The 19,339-nt window shown below is 70.1% G+C and carries 18 protein-coding genes and 3 tRNA genes; 11 read left to right on the forward strand and 10 right to left on the reverse strand.

Annotated elements, in window-relative coordinates; all coding sequences use genetic code 11:
* Nucleotides 1-30: 30 nt before the first annotated feature.
* Nucleotides 31-987, reverse strand: coding sequence for a hypothetical protein (locus VHA73_14775; GenBank protein ID HVX19291.1), 957 nt, complete (start codon nt 985-987; stop codon nt 31-33).
* A gap of 137 nt (nt 988-1,124) precedes the next feature.
* Between VHA73_14775 and VHA73_14780 the strand changes: the two genes are divergently transcribed.
* From VHA73_14780 to VHA73_14800, 5 genes are read left to right on the forward strand one after another with little or no spacing between them, the layout of a single operon-like run.
* Nucleotides 1,125-2,003 (forward strand): SURF1 family protein, encoded by an 879-nt coding sequence (locus VHA73_14780; GenBank protein HVX19292.1) that lies wholly within the window; start codon nt 1,125-1,127, stop codon nt 2,001-2,003.
* Between the two features lie 10 nt (nt 2,004-2,013).
* Nucleotides 2,014-2,586 carry a TetR/AcrR family transcriptional regulator gene (locus VHA73_14785; protein HVX19293.1) on the forward strand — a complete coding sequence of 191 codons (573 nt, stop codon included), beginning with the start codon at nt 2,014-2,016 and terminating at the stop codon, nt 2,584-2,586.
* Between the two features lie 55 nt (nt 2,587-2,641).
* The gene (locus VHA73_14790) at nt 2,642-3,304 is read left to right on the forward strand and encodes a TetR/AcrR family transcriptional regulator (GenBank protein ID HVX19294.1); all 663 of its coding nucleotides are present in this window, start codon (nt 2,642-2,644) and stop codon (nt 3,302-3,304) included.
* 57 nt (nt 3,305-3,361) lie between these two features.
* Nucleotides 3,362-4,498 (forward strand): ferritin-like domain-containing protein, encoded by a 1,137-nt coding sequence (locus tag VHA73_14795; protein HVX19295.1) that lies wholly within the window; start codon nt 3,362-3,364, stop codon nt 4,496-4,498.
* A 59-nt stretch (nt 4,499-4,557) separates the two neighbouring features.
* Nucleotides 4,558-5,412, forward strand: a complete 855-nt coding sequence (locus VHA73_14800; GenBank protein ID HVX19296.1) for an SDR family NAD(P)-dependent oxidoreductase — start codon at nt 4,558-4,560, stop codon at nt 5,410-5,412.
* Nucleotides 5,413-5,433: 21 nt separating this feature from the next.
* Here the strand turns inward: VHA73_14800 and VHA73_14805 are convergent, their stop codons facing one another.
* Genes VHA73_14805 through VHA73_14815 form a run of 3 tightly spaced genes read right to left on the reverse strand, consistent with a single transcriptional unit; the run spans nt 5,434 to nt 9,034 of the window.
* On the reverse strand, nt 5,434-6,369 hold the full coding sequence (locus tag VHA73_14805; GenBank protein ID HVX19297.1) for a sucrase ferredoxin: 936 nt from the start codon (nt 6,367-6,369) through the stop codon (nt 5,434-5,436).
* 8 nt (nt 6,370-6,377) lie between these two features.
* Complete coding sequence (locus VHA73_14810) at nt 6,378-7,688, reverse strand: Nramp family divalent metal transporter (protein HVX19298.1); 1,311 nt, start codon at nt 7,686-7,688, stop codon at nt 6,378-6,380.
* A complete protein-coding gene (locus VHA73_14815; protein ID HVX19299.1) occupies nt 7,685-9,034 on the reverse strand; it encodes a CBS domain-containing protein in 1,350 nt (449 codons plus the stop codon). The genes VHA73_14810 and VHA73_14815 overlap by 4 nt, the downstream gene beginning before the upstream one ends.
* Nucleotides 9,035-9,321: 287 nt before the next feature.
* Between VHA73_14815 and VHA73_14820 the strand changes: the two genes are divergently transcribed.
* Entirely contained in the window at nt 9,322-11,037 is a 1,716-nt protein-coding gene (locus VHA73_14820; protein HVX19300.1) for an AMP-binding protein, read from the forward strand.
* Nucleotides 11,038-11,061: 24 nt separating this feature from the next.
* On the opposite strand, the gene pyk is transcribed toward VHA73_14820, so the two are convergent.
* Both pyk and VHA73_14830 read right to left on the reverse strand, forming a co-directional pair.
* Complete coding sequence (pyk, locus tag VHA73_14825) at nt 11,062-12,510, reverse strand: pyruvate kinase (GenBank protein HVX19301.1); 1,449 nt, start codon at nt 12,508-12,510, stop codon at nt 11,062-11,064.
* Nucleotides 12,511-12,591: 81 nt separating this feature from the next.
* Nucleotides 12,592-12,665 (reverse strand) — tRNA-Arg (locus tag VHA73_14830).
* Between the two features lie 109 nt (nt 12,666-12,774).
* On the opposite strand from VHA73_14830, the gene VHA73_14835 reads away from it, so the two are divergent.
* Both VHA73_14835 and VHA73_14840 read left to right on the forward strand, forming a co-directional pair.
* Nucleotides 12,775-12,851 (forward strand) — tRNA-His (locus tag VHA73_14835).
* A gap of 99 nt (nt 12,852-12,950) precedes the next feature.
* A tRNA-Lys gene (locus VHA73_14840) sits at nt 12,951-13,022 on the forward strand.
* A 105-nt stretch (nt 13,023-13,127) separates the two neighbouring features.
* Here VHA73_14840 and VHA73_14845 read toward each other — a convergent pair.
* Both VHA73_14845 and VHA73_14850 read right to left on the reverse strand, forming a co-directional pair.
* Nucleotides 13,128-13,532, reverse strand: a complete 405-nt coding sequence (locus tag VHA73_14845) for a DUF302 domain-containing protein (protein ID HVX19302.1) — start codon at nt 13,530-13,532, stop codon at nt 13,128-13,130.
* 2 nt (nt 13,533-13,534) lie between these two features.
* Entirely contained in the window at nt 13,535-13,798 is a 264-nt protein-coding gene (locus tag VHA73_14850) for a metal-sensitive transcriptional regulator (protein HVX19303.1), read from the reverse strand.
* Nucleotides 13,799-13,891: 93 nt separating this feature from the next.
* On the opposite strand from VHA73_14850, the gene VHA73_14855 reads away from it, so the two are divergent.
* The 3 genes from VHA73_14855 to VHA73_14865 all read left to right on the forward strand — a co-directional run bounded on the left by VHA73_14855 (nt 13,892) and on the right by VHA73_14865 (nt 17,736).
* On the forward strand, nt 13,892-16,066 hold the full coding sequence (locus VHA73_14855; GenBank protein ID HVX19304.1) for an MMPL family transporter: 2,175 nt from the start codon (nt 13,892-13,894) through the stop codon (nt 16,064-16,066).
* A gap of 76 nt (nt 16,067-16,142) precedes the next feature.
* A complete protein-coding gene (locus tag VHA73_14860; protein HVX19305.1) occupies nt 16,143-16,589 on the forward strand; it encodes an OB-fold domain-containing protein in 447 nt (148 codons plus the stop codon).
* Between the two features lies 1 nt (nt 16,590).
* Complete coding sequence (locus tag VHA73_14865) at nt 16,591-17,736, forward strand: thiolase family protein (GenBank protein ID HVX19306.1); 1,146 nt, start codon at nt 16,591-16,593, stop codon at nt 17,734-17,736.
* A 42-nt stretch (nt 17,737-17,778) separates the two neighbouring features.
* Here the strand turns inward: VHA73_14865 and VHA73_14870 are convergent, their stop codons facing one another.
* Nucleotides 17,779-18,765, reverse strand: a complete 987-nt coding sequence (locus tag VHA73_14870; protein ID HVX19307.1) for an LLM class flavin-dependent oxidoreductase — start codon at nt 18,763-18,765, stop codon at nt 17,779-17,781.
* Nucleotides 18,765-19,286: a nuclear transport factor 2 family protein gene (locus tag VHA73_14875; GenBank protein HVX19308.1), complete on the reverse strand. Its 522-nt coding sequence runs from the start codon at nt 19,284-19,286 to the stop codon at nt 18,765-18,767. The genes VHA73_14870 and VHA73_14875 overlap by 1 nt, the downstream gene beginning before the upstream one ends.
* Between the last annotated feature and the right edge of the window lie 53 nt (nt 19,287-19,339).

Genomic DNA, 19,339 nt, shown 5'->3' on the forward strand with positions numbered 1-19,339 from the left:
TCCCAGGTGGTCAGCTGCTCACAGCACGGTTCACTCGCCGAGGTTTCGCAGCGGGTGGTCGCGCGGTGGGGGAGGTGGAGGCTGGTCGCCTGGCGGTGGGGGAGGTGGAGGCTGGTCGCCTGGCGGTGGGGGAGGTGGAGGCTGGTCGCCTGGCGGTGGGGGAGGTGGAGGCTGGTCGCCCGGGGGTTCGTGGCCCACCGGATCTTCGGTGCCCACCAGATCTTCGGTGCCCACCAGATCCTCTGTGCCGAGGGCTGCGACGAGGACTTCGAGGGTGCGCGTGAGGCGCCGCAAGGTCTGCGGGCTGGTCGCCCTCTCCAGGCGGCGTACCGAGTGCTCCAGCCGTTCGACCGTGGCGGCCAGGTCGGCCAGGCCGGAGCGCAGCTCGTGTTGGAGCGAACCCAGCTCGGAGGCCAGGGCATCGGCACGCGCGTTGTTCGCCGTCCCGGGCGTGGGCGTGCGGCCGTCGAGCTGGCGGCTGAGGCGTGACAGTTGCTCGCCCACGTCGCTCATCGACTGGTCGGTCCGGTCCTGGTAACGGCGGACCGACGACGCGATGTCCTCGGCGAGTGACAAGTGGCGCCGCTGCGATGCGTGGAGCTCCTGCAACATGCCGCTGAGCTCGAACTCGAGGTGGGTGACGGTGGCGCGCACCGGAGCGGGCAACGTGGGGTCGTGGCCTGAGGTGGTGGCCGGCAAGGCCGGGAGCGCCCCCAGGTCGCCGGCCAGGCGGTGGGTCACGACATCGGCCACGTCGGCCGGGGTCGGGATCAGCGGGGCGATGATGTCGGCCACATCGTGGGCCGAGGGCAGGTGCTCGGCCAGCAGGTCGACGATGCGCGTGGCCAGGTCATCGCCTGCGGCCGGCCCGCGTGGTGCCGGGCCGCTCGGCCCCGCGTCGTTCCCGGCCCGCTCGTCCCCGGCCGGGTCGCCGGGCCCGGTGGGATCGCCCGCGCTCGGTGACCGTCCGCCGTCGGCCTCGGACATCCCGGATCCCCTCTCGTCGCCGCCAGTCTGCATCCGTTGGGACTACCTCTGACAATCGTGGCCCACCAGCGGACGCAAGGGGCGTCGAGGCGCTGCCCGCTTGGTGTCCCGCCGGGTGGGCACCGTACCCTGAGGTGGTGGATCGGTTCCGCTTCGTGCTGCGTCCCAAGTGGATCTTCGGTCACATCCTCGTGGTGGCGCTCCTCGCGACGTTCATCTGGTGCGGGTTCTGGCAGCTGCGGCGCCTCGACCAGCGCAAGGCCTTCAACCGCCTGGCCAAGGCCAACGAGGACCTGCCGGTGGCCACGATCGACGACCTGCACATCCGCACCGACCAGGGCACCGGCCACGCCAAGGCGGACCAAGGCCGGCCGCTGCGCTTGCGGGGGACGTACGTCGCGGACCGCTCGGTCGTGATCGACAGCCAGAGCATCGACAGCCAGCCCGGCGTGTGGATCGTCACGCCGCTGAAGACGACCGAAGGCCCCGTCGTGTTGGTCAACCGGGGCTTCTACCCGAGCAACGGCGGGGTCGACTCGCCGCCGGCCAGCACGGCGCCTCCGAAGGGCTTGGTCACGGTGGACGGTTCGGTGCAGCCCACCGAGACGCCCGGCGTCTTCGAGCACCGGGACCCGGCCACGTGGCAGCACTTGTACCAACGCATCGACGTCGACCGGATCCGCGGCGCGCTCAGGCTCCCGACGCTGCCGTACTGGGTGCTCCTGACCGGCCAGCACCCCGCCGACCCCGGCCTGCACCTCACGCCCGTGCCGCCGCCGGTGCTCACCAACGGCCCACACCTCGGCTACGCGATCCAGTGGTTCGGCTTCACGCTGGTGGGTCTGGTCGGCTATCCGCTCCTCCTCATGCGCAAGGCCCGCGACCCGGACCGCTCCTCGCGCCGCGAGGAGGTCATCGACGAGACCGGCGGCGCGGCGGGCGACACCGACTCAGGGGACACCGCCGCGGCCGACGCGAGCGGTGGAGTCGGCGAGGAGCTGACCCCGAGTTCGTAACATCTGGTGCGTGACCGACGACGCACGCCAACGGGTGCTGGAGGCCGCGGTTGCCGCCTTCGGGCGAGTGGGGATCGCCAAGTCGACGGTCGAGGACGTCGCGAGCGCCGCTGGCGTGGCACGGGCCAGCGTCTACCGCTGGTTCCCGGGCGGGCGTGAGCAGCTGGTGGCCGAGGCCATCGCGTTCGAGGTCGGAAAGTTCTTCGACGGGCTGACCGAGACGTTGATGGGGGTCGACGATCTGGCGGAACGGCTGGAGCGGACGCTGCAGTACGCGCAGTCGACCCTGGCTGCCCACGAGGTGCTCCAACGCGTGCTCGAGACCGAACCCGAACGCCTGCTCCCGCACCTGAGCGATGCTGGCCCGATCATGTTGGCCACGTTGCGCCAGCGCCTGCTCCTGCTGCTCGCCGATCAGGCGCTACGGCCGGGCCTCGACGCCGAGGATGCGGCTGACTGGCTCAGCCGGATGCTGCTGTCGTTCATCGTGTCGCCCGGGGGTTGGGATCTCGACGACCCGGCAGCTGTCCGCCAACTCGTCCGGGGACACTTGTTGGCAGGCGTGCTGGTCGACGACCCGTAGGGGTGACAAGCGTCTCGTTGACGCTGAGACAGCGACACTCCTAATGTCTCATCGTATGGGCGAGGGGACTGCGCTCGGGGTTCGGCTGGCCGGCGCGCTGGCCCGCCGGGGATTGGATCAGTTCGCCGCGGCTGCCCGCCTCGACTCGGAGGTGTCCCGGCGTATCGGTCTCGCCGCGATCGAGCTCGTCGGCCGTTGGGGCGTACGCAAGACCACCATCGCCGACATCGCGCAGCGGGCCGGTTGCAGCCGCGCCACCGTGTACCGGGTGTTTCCCGATGGCAAGCGCCAAGTGTTGCTCGCGGCCGGCGCGGCACGCCTCGAGGAGTTCCTGGCCGACATGGCCGCGGTTGCCGACCGAGCCGCGTCGGGCGAAGACGTGCTGGTAGGGCTGTTGTCCACGGCGGCCCGCGAGCTCGCCGACGACGCAGCGTTCCAGTTCCTCCTCCACCACGAGCACGACGTGCTCTTGCCGTTCCTCGGGTTCGCCGAGCAGGGTCGTCTCTTCGGGCTCGTTCGCACCGTCATCGGTCCGCACCTCGAACCGCACCTCGGCGAGCAGGCCGGCTGGACCGCTGAGTGGTGTGCCCGCATCCTGCTCAGCTACCTGTTCAACCCGTCCGACGAGCTCGATCTCACCCGACCCGCCAACGCACGCCTGCTCGTGCGGCGGTTCCTGCTCCCGGCCCTCGCACCTCGAGTGCCCGTGCCGGCCTGACCCGCTCCACCCGTTTCGAACCGACCACGTCCTTCCCGTTCCAAGGAGCCAAGCGAAATGTCGTCCACCGAAGACCTCATCGGCCGAGCCGATATCAACGACCTCGAGGCGATCCTGTCGGTCACCAACACTGACGTCGATGCCACGCTCCACTCCGTGGCCGACAACGCCGACGCGATCTTCACGTGGGACTACGAGAAGGGTGCACGGCCGGCGCTGAACAAGCTCTACGAGAAGGCCAAGAAGAACCAGTGGAACGGCGAGACCGACCTGCCGTGGGAGACCGAGGTCGACCAGGAGGCCGTGGTGCTGGCCAACGCCGCCGCACAGGGCGCCATGACCGGGCTCGGGGGATCCACCCTCGACCTCGCCGGCACGCCGTTCGAGAAGTGGGACGACAAGCAGTGGATCGAGCTCGGCATCCAGAGCCAGAACTGGACCCTCAGCCAGTTCATGCACGGTGAGCAGGGAGCCCTGGTCTGCACGGCCAAGATCGTCGAGACCGTGCCGTGGATCGACGCCAAGTACTACGCGGCCACGCAGGTGATGGACGAGGCCCGCCACGTCGAGGTCTTCGCCAAGTACCTCGACGAGAAGCTCTCGGGCCACTACCCCATCAACGCCCACCTCGGCCTGCTGCTCGACGACATCGTCAACGACAGCGAGTGGGACATGACGTACCTCGGCATGCAGATCATGGTCGAGGGACTGGCGTTGGCTGCGTTCGGCTTCATCCACCAGCTCACGACCGAGCCGTTGCTGAAGCAGCTGCTGCGCTACGTCATGGCCGACGAAGCGCGCCACGTCGCGTTCGGCGTGCTCAGCCTCAAAGAGGTCTACGCCGAGATGAGCGCCGCCGACATCCGCCGCCGGCAGGAGTTCGCGTTCGAGGCCGCGGTCCGCATGCGCGATCGCTTCTTGCAGCAAGAGGTGTGGGACCGCATGGGCCTGCCCGTCAAGGAGACCATCAAGCTGGTCATGCAGGCGCCCGAGCGCCAGGTCTTCCAGCAGATGCTGTTCACCAAGATCGTGCCGAACTGCAAGAAGCTCGGCCTGCTCGACGCAGGCGACGGGTGGCTGCGCCAGAAGTTCGGCGAGCTCGGCGTCATCCAGTTCGAAGACTGGGAGGACACCGGCACCGAGTACGAGGCGCTGCAGGTCGACGAGATCGAGACGGGTGCGGCGTCGGCCTGACCCGGCAAGAGTGTTACCGCCGGTAGCATCGGGGTTCCCGGCCGCGCTAGACCAGTGACATGAAGGACTTCACAGGGAAGGTCGCGGCCGTCACCGGGGCCGGCTCGGGCATCGGGCGCGAGCTGGCCAAGGAGCTCGTCCGGCGCGGCGCCCGCGTCTCGTTGAGCGATGTGAACGAGCCCGGGTTGGCCGAGACGGTCGACGAGGTCAAAGCGCTCGGCGGTGAGGCCCGTCACCAGCGGGTCGACGTGGCCGTGCGCGACGAGATGTTCGCGTGGGCCGACCAGGTGGTCGAGGACCACGGCAAGGTCAACTTGATCTTCAACAACGCCGGGGTCGCGCTCGGCAGCCCCATCGCGACGATGAGCTACGACGACTTCGAGTGGCTCTTCAACATCAACTTCTGGGGCGTGGTCCACGGCACCAAGGCCTTCCTGCCGCACCTCGAGGCGACCGGCGAGGGCCACATCGTCAACACGTCGAGCGTGTTCGGTTTCGTGGGTGTGCCGTCGCAGTCGGCGTACAACGCCGCCAAGTTCGCGGTGCGCGGGTTCACCGAGGCGCTGCGCCAGGAGCTCGACCTCATGGATATCGGCGTGTCGGCCACCAGCGTCCACCCCGGCGGGATCAAGACCAACATCGCCCGCGACGCGCGGATGGACCCCGGTGTCGAGCGGCTCGGGCTCGACGCGTCGGACTCGAGTGCGGAGTTCGAAAAGGCGTTCATCACCACGCCGGAGAAGGCGGCCAAGGTGATCTTGAAGGGTGTCGAGCGCAACAAGCGACGCGTGCTGATCGGACCCGACGCGTACGTCATCGACGAGATGGCGCGGCTGATGCCGTCGTCGTACCAGCGGTTGATCACCACCGGCGCCAAGCTGGGCAGCCGGCTCCGTCGCCGCCAGAACAAGTAGCGGCCGGAGGCGACGTCGCAGCTACGCGACGGACGTGACCCGCGCGTCGTCGATGCGCAGATCGTGCCGAAGCTCGGTGGCGTCGATGCCACCGCACGGCGGCAGGTGGATCTCACGGTTCACCGACACCCGCCCCTCGTAGCGCGTCGCGGTGCCATCACGCCGTCGTACCACGCACCAGGCGAGGCGCCCGGTGCCATCGCTCGCCTCGGCGTCAGGCTCGGCGCCCGTCTCGCGCTCCGCGTCGAACACGGACCAGCCCTCGGCCATGAGCGCGGCCCGTTCGGCGAGCTGCGCTTCGGGCCGGGTGGCCGAGCAGCCCCGGTAGTGGGTGGCGGCGACCGCCGGGTCGAGGCTGCGGTCGGCGACCCCCGCAGCCGTCTCGACGTCGAGGTGGGCCCACAGGTTGCCGTCGGGGAGGCTCAACGCGGTGGGAGCGAAACGATGCCCGCCGAGGTGTGAGGTGCGCCAGATCTCGAGGCCGGGCCGCGCCGCGGCGAGGTCGCTGGCCAAGTGCGTGCCGAAGCTGCCGCAGCACACGTCGCGGGCGCCGTGCGAGCAAACGAGCAGGCGCGGCAGGTCGACGGATGGATCCGACGGCACCGCACCGGTGAGCGCGTCGAGCGTGAGCGCAGCCAGCGCGTCGCGGCGTTCGGCCGAGTCGAGGCCGCCGCGGTCACCGAGCGACCAGGCCTGCACGTCGAACGCTCGGAACGGCCCGCGGTCGCGGTGCGCCACCAGCACCCGGTGCGGGGCGACTCTGGCGTCGAGGTGGTGGGCCAGTTGCAGGCGGTATCCGAGGTCGGCCGCGCGGTCGCGGACTGTCGCGAGCTCGGCGACCGCCTCGACTTTCGGCGGCCACGGCAACGGCCATTCGACGACCACCCAACCGAGCACCTGGTTCGCCGTCCCGATCGGATCGAGGCCTGCGTTGTGGACTGAGACCGAGCAGCGCATGGCGTCCACTATGCCGCGACGCCGAACCAGCCCAACACGCTCCGCACGGCCACCACTGCCGCCAGCCCGGCGACGAGGACCGTGACGACGGTGGCCACGACGCGGATGGCCCGCCCGTTGGCGGCGTCGCCGAGGACGCTGGTGCGATTCGTGAGGATCAACAGGAACACCAAGATGATCGGCGCGATGAAGCCGTTGAGGATCTGGGTGTTGATCAGCAAGCGGATCAGGTTGCCGGGTGCCAGGGCCACGCCGGCGCCGATCACCACTTGGAGTGTGAAGAAGCCGACGAAGAACGGCGCTTCGCGAAAACTCCGCGACACCGAGCGTTCGACGCCGACCGCTTCGGACACGGCGTACGCGGTCGACAGCGGCACGACGGCGGCGGCCAGGGCCGACGCACCCAGCAAGCCGATGCCGAACAGCGTGGTCGCTGCTGACCCGGCCACCGGCTTCAGCGCGGCGGCCGCATCCTTGGCCGAAGCCAGCGGCCCGGTGCCCCCGATCGCCGCGGCGGTCGCCACGATGATCGCCATGGCCACGATCGAAGCGAAGATCGCACCCACCACGGAGTCGATCCGCTCCATCGGGTAGTTGTCGGGCCCGATCCCACGGTCGGCCACCGCAGCCGCTTGGTACAGCTGCATGTACGGCGTGATGCTGGTGCCGACGAGGGCGATCGCCAGCAACATGAAGTCCTTCGAACCGGTGAAGTGCGGCCAGGCGGCGTGGCGCGCCACCGCCCCCCATTGGGGGTGGGCCAGGAACGGCGCCACGAGGTACGCGACGAACGCCAGCGACAGCAACAAGAAGAGCCGTTCCGCGTAGCGGTACGAGCCGAACACGACCAGCGCCCAGATCACCACGGCTGCGACCGGCACGGTGAGGTAACGGCTCACGCCGAACAGCTCGAAAGCGGCACCGATGCCGGCGAACTCCGACACGACCAGGCCGATGTTGGCCACGACCAGCGCGACCACCGCGAACGTGGCTGCACGCAGGGGGAACTGCTCACGGATCAGCGAGACGAGCCCTTCGCCGGTGAACGCCCCGAGGCGTGCCGCCATCTCCTGCACGACGGCGAGGGCGATCGCCACGATGACCATGATGAACAACGTCTGGTAGCCGTACTGCGCGCCGGCCGACGCGTACGTGGCGATGCCGCCGGCGTCGTTGCCGGCGTTGGCGGCCACCAGCCCCGGGCCGAGGATGGCGGCCACGCCGATGATCCTCCGCCACCGCCGGTGCCGTTCCTCGGCAGGTGAGAGCTCGACGGCGGCGGCCGGCTGGTCGCCGCTGTCGACCTTGGGCGGTGTCATCCGAGGATCCTCGGGAACCGCTGCCGCGCCTGTTCGGGCACCAGTGCGTCGATCACGTCGTCGGCGAGGATGCGTCCGATCGGCGTGTCGTCCTCGTCGACCACGATCACCGACGCCGCGCGGCTGTCGGTCAGGCGGGCGACCACCTCGCTCAGCTCCGCATCGACCGTGACCGTGACGGGCCAAGGGGGCCGGACGAGGTCGTCGACCAGATCGGAAGGCTCGGCGATCAGCAGCTCGTACAAGCTCAGGTCGTCGACCAGGCTGCCGTCGTTGTCGACGACCAGCACCGAGTCGATGTCGGCACGGTGGCCTTCTTCCTCGCGCAGACGCCGGCGCACGCTGGCCACGTCGGTGCCGGCCTCGATCAGCACGAGGTACGTGGTCATGAGGCCGCCCGCCGTCTGCTCCGGGAACGTCAACAAGGCAGCGAGCTCGCCCGCGACCTCACTGTCCATGGCGTCGAGGATCTCGTCGCGCTCGTCGGGCTCCAAGTCGCGCAAGGCGTCGACCGCTTCGTCAGGCTCCATCTCGGCGAGCAGGCCGGCGGCCTGGTCGACGGGCGCGTCGCGCAGCAGCTGCTCCAGGCGCTCTGGCTCCATCTCCTCGAGGGCGTCCGCGGCGTCACGCTTGTCGAGCGCGTTCAACAGCTCTTGGCGCTCGTCGCGTCCGAGCTCTTCGAGCAGGTCGGCCATCTCGGCGGGCCGCAGGCGTCGCAGCGCCTGGTTGGATCGCGAGAGACGGACTTCGCCAGGTCGGGACCCGAACGGCTGGATCGAGCCCCAGTCGAGCACCCGATCGGGTGTGGGCCGGGTGCGGAACCGGGCAGGGCCGAGCCGGCGCATCAGGCTCTGCATCCCGACGTCGACCCCCACGAGGCGCCAGGCCAGACCGACGCGGGCCAGGTAGAGATCGGAGGCCCGCACCACCCGTACACCGTCGACGTCGACGAGCTGGCGATCGAGCACGTCGCCGGCGAGCACCACTTCGCCCGGTCGGCGCTCGAAGTCGCGCAGGTCGAGCCGCGCCGACGCGAGCTGCACGCCGGTGTGCGTCATCTCGCGCACCTGGTTGATGCTGAGGAACGACAACCTGCGACCGACCCGCACGACCAGCCCCGTGACGGGTGGATACGGCCCGCCGTCCCAGCGCGCCACGACGTCTTTGATGCGCCCGACCTCGGCCCCTTGCTGGTTGGTGACGGTGCGGCCGATCAGGCCGGCGAGCGAGATGAGCGCGTCGGCGACCGATCGGTGGGTGAGCAGGCGCGCGTGCCGTTGGTCCGCCCGCGAGCGCATCGACGCTGGTCGCAGCGTCGCGGCGGGAAACGAGGGGCGGCGGGCCATGGCGCACCTCCGGCAGACCAGACGGACAGGACGGACTCGCTGCTCGGTGGTGCCGCCGGCGCGCCGGGTCAGCCTGGCGCGGGCGACCCTCCCGGCCGCGCAGCGGTGGAAGGAAGGCCGGATCTATGACTAGGGGGTTCGCTTTGCACGGCCGGCACCTCCCTTCGGCTCGTCGGTGGCGCGTGGCCAGGGGGCTCGTTCGCCGGACACACTACTGCCCGTGCGGGCGCGGTTGACCAGCCGCGTATCCTCGTTCGCCAGACAGCCGAGCGTTGGGGGAGGCAGAGGTGGCGAATCCGGTCGACGAAGTGGCGCGCATCCTGCGCGCGCCGGCGGAGCTGTTCGCGAGCCTCCTGCGCGACCCCATCGGCACGACCACGCGCCTGGCGGGGCGGACCGCGGTGGAAGCGCACGCGGTGGCCACGTTGCTGCGGGCGGGCGTGGTGGGGCCCGAGCCGCCTTGGCGCCTCGCCGAGATCGGGCGGGTGCTGCTGGAGCGGGGGCCGATGGCGGCGGCGCCGTCGCTGTTGGCGATCCGGCACGGGGAGCGCGCGGCGCTGGTCGACGATCTGGGCTCGCTGACGTACGCCCAGATCGACCAGCGGGCCGAGGCGTTGGCGGGCGCGTGGCAGGCGCGCGGGCTGCGGGCTGGCGACGGCGTGGGCATCTTGTGCCGGAACGGCCGCGGCTTGCTCGGCGCGGTGTTCGCCTGCACCAAGCTCGGCGCACGCGCGCTCCTGTTGAACACTGACTTCGCCGCGCCCCAAGCGATCGAGGTGTGCGCCCGCGAAGGCGCCGACGCGGTGGTGGCCGATGCCGACCTGTTCGACATCGTGGCGGGCGTGGATGCGCCCCGGGGTCGTTACGTGGCCTGGGTCGATCCATCCGTTCCCGGCAGTGGACCCGAAGGCGACGGTCGGATCGACGACCTCATCGCGGGTGGCGAGCCGTTGACGACCCTGCGGCCCGACCATGACTTCTCGATCGTCATCTTGACGAGCGGAACCACCGGCACACCGAAGGGCGCCAACCGGGCATCGGTCCGCTCGCTCAGCGGCCCCGGCGCACTGCTGTCGAAGATCCCGTTCCGTGCCGGCGACGTCGTGTACGTCGCGCCACCGATGTTCCACGCGTGGGGGTTGGCGAACGCCGCCATGGCGCTCGCCCTGGGCGGCACGGTCGTGACCCGTCGCCGTTTCGACCCCGTACAGGTGTGGGCCGACCTGGCAGCGAACCACTGCACCGGCTTGGTGGCTGTTCCCGTGATGCTCAACCGCCTCCTCGGCAACGACGACGCCGCGGGGAATCCCGTGCTGCCCGATTTGCGCGTCGTGGCCGTCAGCGGCTCGCAACTCGAAGCTCCGCTGGCAACGCGGGCGCTCGACCGCTTCGGGCCGGTGTTGCACAACCTCTACGGGTCCACCGAGGTCGCATACGCCACCATTGCCACACCGGACGACCTCCGCGCCGCGCCTGGTTCCGCGGGTCGACCACCGTTCGGTGTCACGGTGAAAGTGCTCGGCGACGACGACGTCGAGCTGCCGGTCGGCCAGATCGGACGGATCTTCGTCGCCAACGAGGACCAGTTCAGTGGTTACACGGGCGGTGGCGGCAAGGCGATGGTCGACGGGTTGATGGCGACAGGCGACGTCGGCCACTTCGACTCAGGGGGCCGCTTGTGGATCGACGGGCGCGATGACGAGATGATCGTGTCCGGCGGCGAGAACGTGTTCCCGCACGAGGTCGAAGCGCTGCTCGCCGGGCATCCCGCCGTCGTCGAGGCTGCCGTCGTCGGCGTGCCTGACGACGAGTTCGGCCAGCGCTTGCAGGCGTACCTCGTGCGCACCCCCGGCAAGAAGCTGACGGCGGCGACCGTGAAGGCATACGTGCGCGAGAACCTCGCTCGCTACAAGGTGCCCCGCGAGGTCATCTTCGTCGACGTGTTGCCTCGCAACCCCGCCGGCAAGGTCCTCAAGCGGGTGCTGGTCGACCAAGGCGGCTGACGACCGACGGCGGTGGGTCAGCCGTCAGTCCACACGCACGAGGCGGAGCGTGTCGGTCGTGGGACGAGGGTCGGCGGGCGAACCGGCCAGCACCGCCACGAGGTCGCCCGGGCGCACCAGCCCGCGCTTGGCAGCCGCCTCCACCGACACCCAGACCGTCTCGTCGGTCGTGGGTCGCGTCTCGACCAGCACCGGTGTCACGCCCCAGCTCATCGTGAGGTGACGCATTGTGCGCTCGTTCGGCGTGGCCGCCACGATGGGCGCGGCGGGTCGGTAGCGCGAGATCGAGCGGGCGGTCGCGCCGGAGTCGGTGCAGGCGATGATCACCGACACCTCGGCATCGACGACCGCGCGTGACGCGGCGGCCGAGATGGCGTTGGTGATGCGCACGGCCGGCCCGACGCCACTCGGATCGGCGGACTGCTGGCGCCCGAGGTCCTTGCCCCACGCCTCATACGGGAAGTCGCGCTCGGCCCGTTCGGTGATGCGGGCCATCATTCGCACCGCTTCGACCGGGTAGGCGCCGACCGCGGTCTCACCGGACAGCATGACGGCGCTGGTGCCGTCGTACACCGCGTTGGTCACGTCGGTGACCTCGGCGCGGGTGGGAACGGGCGCCCGCACCATCGACTCGAGCATCTGCGTGGCCGTGATCACGGGGCGCCCGTAGGCGACGCCCGAGTGGATGACCCGCTTCTGGAAGTGCGGCACGTCCTCGATCGCGCAGTGGATGCCGAGGTCGCCGCGGGCGACCATGACCGCGTCCGCCACCGCCACGATCTCGTCGAGGTTGGAGACGGCCTCCGGCGTCTCCACTTTCGCCACCAGCATCGGCGGGTCGGCGCCGAGCACCTGTTGGGCGCGCAACACGTCAGCCGCAGCGTTCACGAAGGAGATCGCGACCGCATCGACACCTTCTTTGGAGAGCGCTTCGAGCAGCTCGAGGTCCTCGTCGGTGGGTGCCTGGAGGTCGAGCCGCCCGGAGGGGAGGCTGACGCCGGGGCGACCCTGCACCTTGCCGCCGGTGCTGATCTCGGCCACGGCGCGCTCGCCGTCGCTGCGAGTGACCACGAGTTGGATCGCCCCGTCGCCGAGCACCACGCTGTCGCCCGCTCGCAGCGCCGCGACCGCGCCGAGGTGGTCGATGGCGATCCGGTGGCTGGTGCTCGTGGCCGCTTCCGCAGCGTCGACGAGCTCGACGGTGGAGCCGGCTTCGAGCATCACGCCCGTGCCTGCGAATTCGCTGGTGCGCACTTTCGGCCCGGGCAGATCGGCCATCGCCCCTATCGGACGGCCGAGGTCGTGGGCCACGTCGCGCACGCGGTGCATGCGGGCGACGGCTTCCTCGAGCGATCCGTGCGACAACGAGATGCGCGCCATGTTCATGCCGGCGTCGGCGAGCGCGCGCAGCATGGCGGGGGAGTCGGAGGCCGGCCCGATGGTGGCGACGATCTTGGTGCGGCGGATCGGCATGCACACGATGCTAGGAGCGCACCCGCGTGTCGCCTCGGTTCATTCTCCGCGGCGGCGGCCGGCGGTCGCTGAACGAGAGCGCGCCCCCGGCAGGATTCGAACCTGCGACCTTGGGATTAGAAGTCCCCTGCTCTGTCCGGCTGAGCTACGGGGGCGGACCGCGAACGGTAGCGCGAGAGGCGGTCGAAGCTCGCCTGCCGGCACGCCCGGCGCGGTTACCGGTTCGGTCGTCACGGCGACCTGCTCTATGCTGGTCGACTCTTGGTGACCGTAGCTCAGGTGGTTAGAGCACCGCGTTGTGGTCGCGGGGGTCGGGGGTTCGAGTCCCCTCGGTCACCCCAAAGCGCCCCCGGCCCGGTCCGGGGGCGTTCCCATTTTCGGGCCGGACGGTGGTTCTCGCGCCGGTCTGAGCGCGAGGAGGGGTCTGCTACATTCGCGCCGCGCCTCTAGCTCAATGGCAGAGCAACGGACTCTTAATCCGCAGGTTCCGGGTTCGAATCCCGGGGGGCGCACGCCGAGCTGGCGGGGCCGCCCGCCGCTGCGCCGGCTGGTTGCCCAGATTCAGGGGCGAACCTGGTTCTCGTTCCCGCACGATCGGCACGCGACGACCGGAGCCATCAGTGCCTCGGCAACGTGTCGAGGGCGGTGGCGATGCGGCGGGCCGCCTCCTCCGCGACTTGGCGTAGCTGGGGGTCGCCGCTGACCTCTGCCATCACTTGTGGATCGAGCGCTTCGACGACGGTCTGGTCACCTTCGACCCGCACGACGACGTTGCACGGGAGCAGGGTCGCGACCCGCGGGTCGGCGGTGAGCGCGCGGTGGGCGAGGTGCGGGTTGCACGCGCCGATGATCAGTTGCGGCGCGGTGTCGACGTCGAGCTTGGCCTTCAGGGTCGAGCGGACGTCGATCTCGGTGAGGGTCCCGAAGCCCTGACCCTGGAGCGCGTCCTTGATGGCGTCGATGGCCGCCTCGTAACCGAGGCTCGTCACCACGCGTTGGGTGAAGTGCAAGGTGGGCTCCATCGTCATGCCAGCTTCAGGAACATCCGCTCGACGGTCTCGAGTGGATAGCCGTCCGCGGCGGCGTCTTCGGGGTTCTCGAGGCAGTACGTGAGCCCGGCGGCGACCAGTTTGAAGCCCGCCTGCTCGAGGGCCTTGGTCGCGGCCGACAGCTGCGTCACCACGTCGCGACACTCCTTGCCGTCGGCCAGCATGCGCTCGACGGCCTGCACCTGGCCGGCGGCGCGCCGCAAACGCTTGCGCACGTCGTCGACGACCTCTTCGGGCATTTGCATCTCGACCTCCAGGTTCGGGGTTGTCGACAGTATACCCCCATGGGTATCTTCGGCATACCCTGAGGAGTATATCGGATGGAGGATCACATGGCTGTCACAACTCCCACCGCAGCTGCCTCGAGCCATGAGCCGTCCTCGCCGCCCGACCCCAAGGCCTGGTTCTCTCGGCTCGCGGCGTTCTCGGCGCGACGGCGGCGGTTGGTGATCGGCCTGTGGCTGGTCGTGACACTCGCTGCTGCCCCGCTCGCCATCACCTTGAACGGAGCGTTGTCGGGCGCGGGGTGGGAAGCCCAGGGTTCGACCGCGCAACGGGTGCGGGACGAGTTGCGCCACGATTTCCCTGCCCTCGGTGCCGAGAACCCTGTGGTCGTCTACCAGCAGCGGACCCCGATCCGCACCCACCCCTCAGGGCTGCGGGCGCTGGTCGCCGATCTCACGCACGCCCCCCGCGCGACGTCGGTCGCCGACCCGCTCGCGCTGCCTTCGACCGCAGGACTGATCGCGCGCGACGGTCGCACGGCCATCATTCCCGTTGCGCAAGCCGTGTCCAACGATGCGCAGCGCCCCGTCGCGGCCGGCGAGCTCGGGCACTACGTCAGCGGTCTGCGGTTGCCGGCCGGCGCACAGGCGAAGGTCACCGGCGAGTGGCCGGTGTGGAGCGACTTCAACCACATCAACGAGCAAGCCCTGCACAAGGCGGAGGTGCTGTCGGGGCTGCCGAGCCTGATCCTGCTGTTCGTGGCGTTTGGCATGCTCCTGGCCGCCGGGCTCCCGCTGCTGCTGGCCGTCGCCGGCATCGCCGTCGGGTTCGCCGGCCTGCACCTGCTGACGGCGGTGACACCGCTGTCGGTGTGGTCGATGAACTTCTCGATGATGATCGGCCTGGCCGTCGGGATCGACTACAGCCTGTTCATCGTCAGCCGCTATCGCGAGGAACGTGCCGAGGGCAAGGACGCGATCGCGGCGATCGAGAACACCTTGTCGACCGCCGGCAAAGCGGTGTTCCTCTCCGCGCTGACCGTCGTGCTCTCGCTCGCTGCGGTGTACCTCGTGCCGGTGATGGTGTTCCGGTCGATGGCGCTCGGCATGATCCTCTCCGTCGTCGCGGTCGCAGTTGCCGCGCTCACGCTGCTGCCGGCTGTCTTGGTCGCCCTCGGTGACCGCGTGCTCGTCAAGAAGAACGCCGCGGACCCCGACATCACGGCCGAGTCGCGCTGGCGGCGGTGGACCGCGCAGTCGCTCGAGCGGCCGGGCACCGTTCTCGTACTCGGCCTCGTGCTGCTCGGCGGTCTCGCTGCGCCCGCGATCGGGATGCGCCTCGGAATGCCGAGCGCTCACGTTGTCGACACCGGCCACGGCAGCCGCGACGGCTACGACTTGCTGGTCCACGCGTTCGGCCCTGGTGCCGCTGCGCCGGTGTTCATCACCACGCCCACCGCGGATGCCAAGCAGGTGGTCGACATCGCACGGCAGCACGCGGGCGTCGTCGACGCCCGGGTCGTGACCGCCCCGGCATCGACCGGTCGCGTCGTGGTCCGCGTCATCGGCTCGACCCCCGTGGACAACGCCCGCACCGGCGCGCTGGTGGGCGCGCTCCGCAACGATTTGCACCGCGCGGCGCCGGGCGCACGCGTCGGTGGACCCGCCGCGCAGAACCACGACCTCACGACCGCGCTCACCGGACGCGCGCCCTATGCGATCGGCCTCATCCTGATCGTGGCCTTCGTGCTGCTGCTGGTCGTGTTCCGCAGCCTCGCCATCGCGGTCGCGTCGATCCTGCTCAACGTGCTGACCGTGATCGGCGCCTTCGGGTTCGCCACGCTCGTGTTCCAGCACGGGATCGGCGCCGGACTGCTCGGCATCGAGCATCAGCAGTTCATCGACGCCTGGGCGCCGCTGTTCTTCTTCGCGCTGCTGTTCGGCCTGTCGATGGACTACCAGCTCTTCCTGCTCGCGGCCATCCGCGAACGCTACGAAGCCACGGGCAACACCCGCATCGCGATACAGGAAGGCATCGCGCGCACCGGCCGGCCCATCACCAACGCGGCCCTGGTGATGATCGTCGTGTTCATCGCGTTCGGCGTCACCGGCCCGATCCCGCCCACCGAGCTCGGCATCACCCTGGCGATGGCCGTGCTGATCGACGCAACCGTCGTCCGCGTGCTGCTCGTGCCGGCGGTCATGGCGCTCATCGGCGAACGCAACTGGTACTTGCCGCGCTGGCTCGACCGAGCCCTCCCGCACGTCCACTTCAGCCACTGAGGACGCGCGGGAGTGGGACCTGTCGCGCGGGTCGCGCGGCCTCAAAATATCTAGATCTCTCTGGTAACATGGCGTGATGCAAAAGCCGTTGGCGCCCAACTTGTCGACGTGGCCCGACCCCGATCCGCAGCTGATCGGCAGCCAATGCGGTGCGTGCGGGGCGACCACGTTCCCCACCCAAACGCGCTGCCCACGCTGCAGCAGCGCGGACATGGCCGACCTCCGGCTGCCCCGTCGGGGCACGCTCGTGTCATGGACCACGCAAGGGTTCGTGCCGAAGCTGCCCTACGCGGGCGGCGAGACCGCCGAGAGCTTTACCCCTTTCGGCGTCGGGCTCGTCCAGCTCGGCGAGGTGGTGCGAGTCGAGGCTCGGCTCACCGAGAACGACCCGGCGAAGCTCGAGTTCGGGATGGACGTCGAGCTGCAGATCGTGCCCTTCTACGTCGACGACGACGGTGACGAGATCATGACGTTCGCGTTCGCGCCGGTCGCGGCCGGCGCCGCCGCGACAGGAGGTGCGTGACGTGAGCGACGTCGCAATCATCGGCATCGGCATCCACCCGTTCGGTCGCTTCGGCGACAAGACCGGCTTCCAGATGGGCGCCGAGGCGATCGAGGCGGCCGTCGCCGACGCCGGCGTGCAATGGCGAGACGTCCGGTTCGCGGTGGGCGGCAGCTGGGAGATGGCCCAGACCGATCCGCTCACCAGCCTGCTCGGGCTCACCGGCATCCCGTTCACCAATGTGTTCAACGCCTGCGCCACTGCTGCGAGCGCCATCGACGCGACGGCCGACGCCATCCGCCTCGGCAAGTACGACCTCGGTGTCGCCGTTGGCATGGACAAGCATCCCCGTGGTGCGTTCACGGCCGACCCGACCGGGGTGAACATGCCCGCTTGGTACGCCGAGAACGGTCAGTTCGTCACCACCAAGTTCTTCGGCATGAAGATCAACCGCTACTTGCACGACCACGACATCCCAGTGGAGACGCTCGCCAAAGTGGCGGCCAAGAACTTCCGAAACGGCGAGCTGAACCCCAACGCGTTCCGCCGCAAGCCGATCTCGGAGGAGGAGATCCTGGCGTCGCCGGTGCTCAACCACCCGCTCACCTCCTACATGTTCTGCGCGCCCGACGAAGGGGCCGCGGCCGTGGTGATGTGCAACGCCGACATTGCCCACCGCTACACCGACAAGCCGGTGTTCGTGCGCGCCACGCAGATCCGCACCCGGCGCTACGGCGCGTACGAGGTGAACACCACCTGGGCACCGGTCGACGAAGACGTCGCGCCGACGGTGTACGCGTCGCGGGCCGCGTACGAGCAAGCCGGGATGGGCCCCGAGGACATCGACGTGGTGCAGCTCCAGGACACCGACGCCGGGTCCGAAGTGATCCACATGGCCGAGAACGGGTTCTGCGCCGACGGCGACCAGACCCGCATGCTGGCCGACGGTGAGACCGAGATCACCGGCCGCTTGCCCGTCAACACCGACGGTGGATTGATCGCCAACGGCGAGCCGATCGGCGCGTCGGGCCTGCGCCAGGTCTACGAGCTCACGCTGCAGCTTCGGGGGCAGGCCGGCGAGCGCCAGGTGGCGGGCAACCCGAAGGCGGGCTACGCCCAGGTGTACGGCGCCCCCGGCACCGCCGCGGTCACGATCCTGTCGCGCTGACCGACACCGGAGGGCCTCGGTGCGGCCTGCCGTGGCCGACCGTCATGCGTCGGCGTGGCGTCGCGCCACGGTTGGGAGCACGTCGTCGGTGACGCGCCGGAGGTACGTCCAGGCGATGTCGGGGTCGAGCCCCCCGCACAACGGTTGGAGGCCGAGGTAGCCGTACTGGTCGACCAAGTCGGCCGCTTCTCCGACGGTGACCACCCGGTGCGAGCCGTGCTCGGCGCGCAGCTCGTCGACGGTGGCACCGCGAGAGATCGACGCGGTGAAGTCGGCCATGCCGGCGGCTTCGTTCCAAGCGGCGTACGAACGGGCATCGGCGAGCAGCGCGTCGCCCACCTCGGCCCAGCCCTGGTCGACGTCGTCGTTCACGAACACCGAGTTCGGCGCCTCGACCGAGGGCAGCAGGCACATCCCGGGTTGCTGGCCGGCCGCTTCCGCGGCGGCGACGTATGCGTCGCGCAGCTCGGGTCTGTCGGTCTGGGCGATGAAATCCAACCCGAGCCGTCCTGCCCGTCGCGCCGCGGCCACGGACCCGCCGCCCCACGACACCATCGGCCCGCCGTCGGTGAACGGGGCGGGCGTCACCGGTGTCGCCGCCGTGGCGCGCAAGTGTCCGAGCAGGATCGGGAGCTGCTCGTCGGCCAGTGCGCCGCGGCGGTGGAAGTCCACGCCGAAGACGTCGTACTCCTCGGGCCGGTAGCCGATCGCGAGCGTGTGACTCACCCGGCCCTGGCTCAGGTGGTCGAGCACGATGATCTCCTCCGCCAGGCGGACGGGGTCGTGCAGCGGGAAGATCGAGGCGGCGACCGACAGGGGCAACGTGGTCGTGACCGCCGCCATGGCCGACGCCAGCAACAGCGGCGCCGGCAGGTAGCCGTCGTCGGACATGTGGTGTTCGCACACGACCGCGGCGAGGCAGCCCTTGTCCTCTGCCCACGCGGCCATGTCGATCGCAGCTCGGTACAGCGCGGCCCGCTGCTGGGGACCTTGGTCGGGCGCGCGCATGTCGAAGCGCATCAAGAACATCAGGGCTCCTTTGCCGGTGCTGCCATGGTGGAGTCGGGTGAACGCCAGTCGGTCGACACGAAGCGATGCCGGATCAGCCACTCGCCGCCCGACGGGACCAGCGTGTCGCGGTAGCGGCCGCAGTGGTCGAGGCCGATCTCGGTCACCACGGTGAAGTACGACGCGACCAGCGCCTGGGTCGGTGTCAGCTCGAGGAACCGGATGTTCGCCACGTTGTGGCGCACGATCCTTCGCACGCCGGACGCGGCCGCAGCGGCCCGGCGACGCGCCCGGCGGGCGTCGTCGTCGGCGGGAGCGCGCTCGCCGTCGCCGATGTCGACTCCCGAACGGGTGCCGACGCCGGAGAGGAACGCCACGATCGCATCACGGCCTTCATGGGGTGGGGTGTCGCGCACTTCGAGCACGCCATCGGGGCAGAACGCGGCGGCGAGCTCGTCGAGCCGGAATGCGTCGCCCGCCCACGTGTAGCGGGCGAGCGTGTCGCGGATCAGCTCCCGCGCCGTGAGCTCCCAGATGTCCATGCGCGTGCTCCTCGATCGGACGGACCCGGCGAGCGTACGGCTCCCCGAGGCCT

The organism is Acidimicrobiales bacterium, assembly GCA_035547835.1.
In the GTDB taxonomy this organism is placed as follows: domain Bacteria; phylum Actinomycetota; class Acidimicrobiia; order Acidimicrobiales; family Iamiaceae; genus DASZTW01.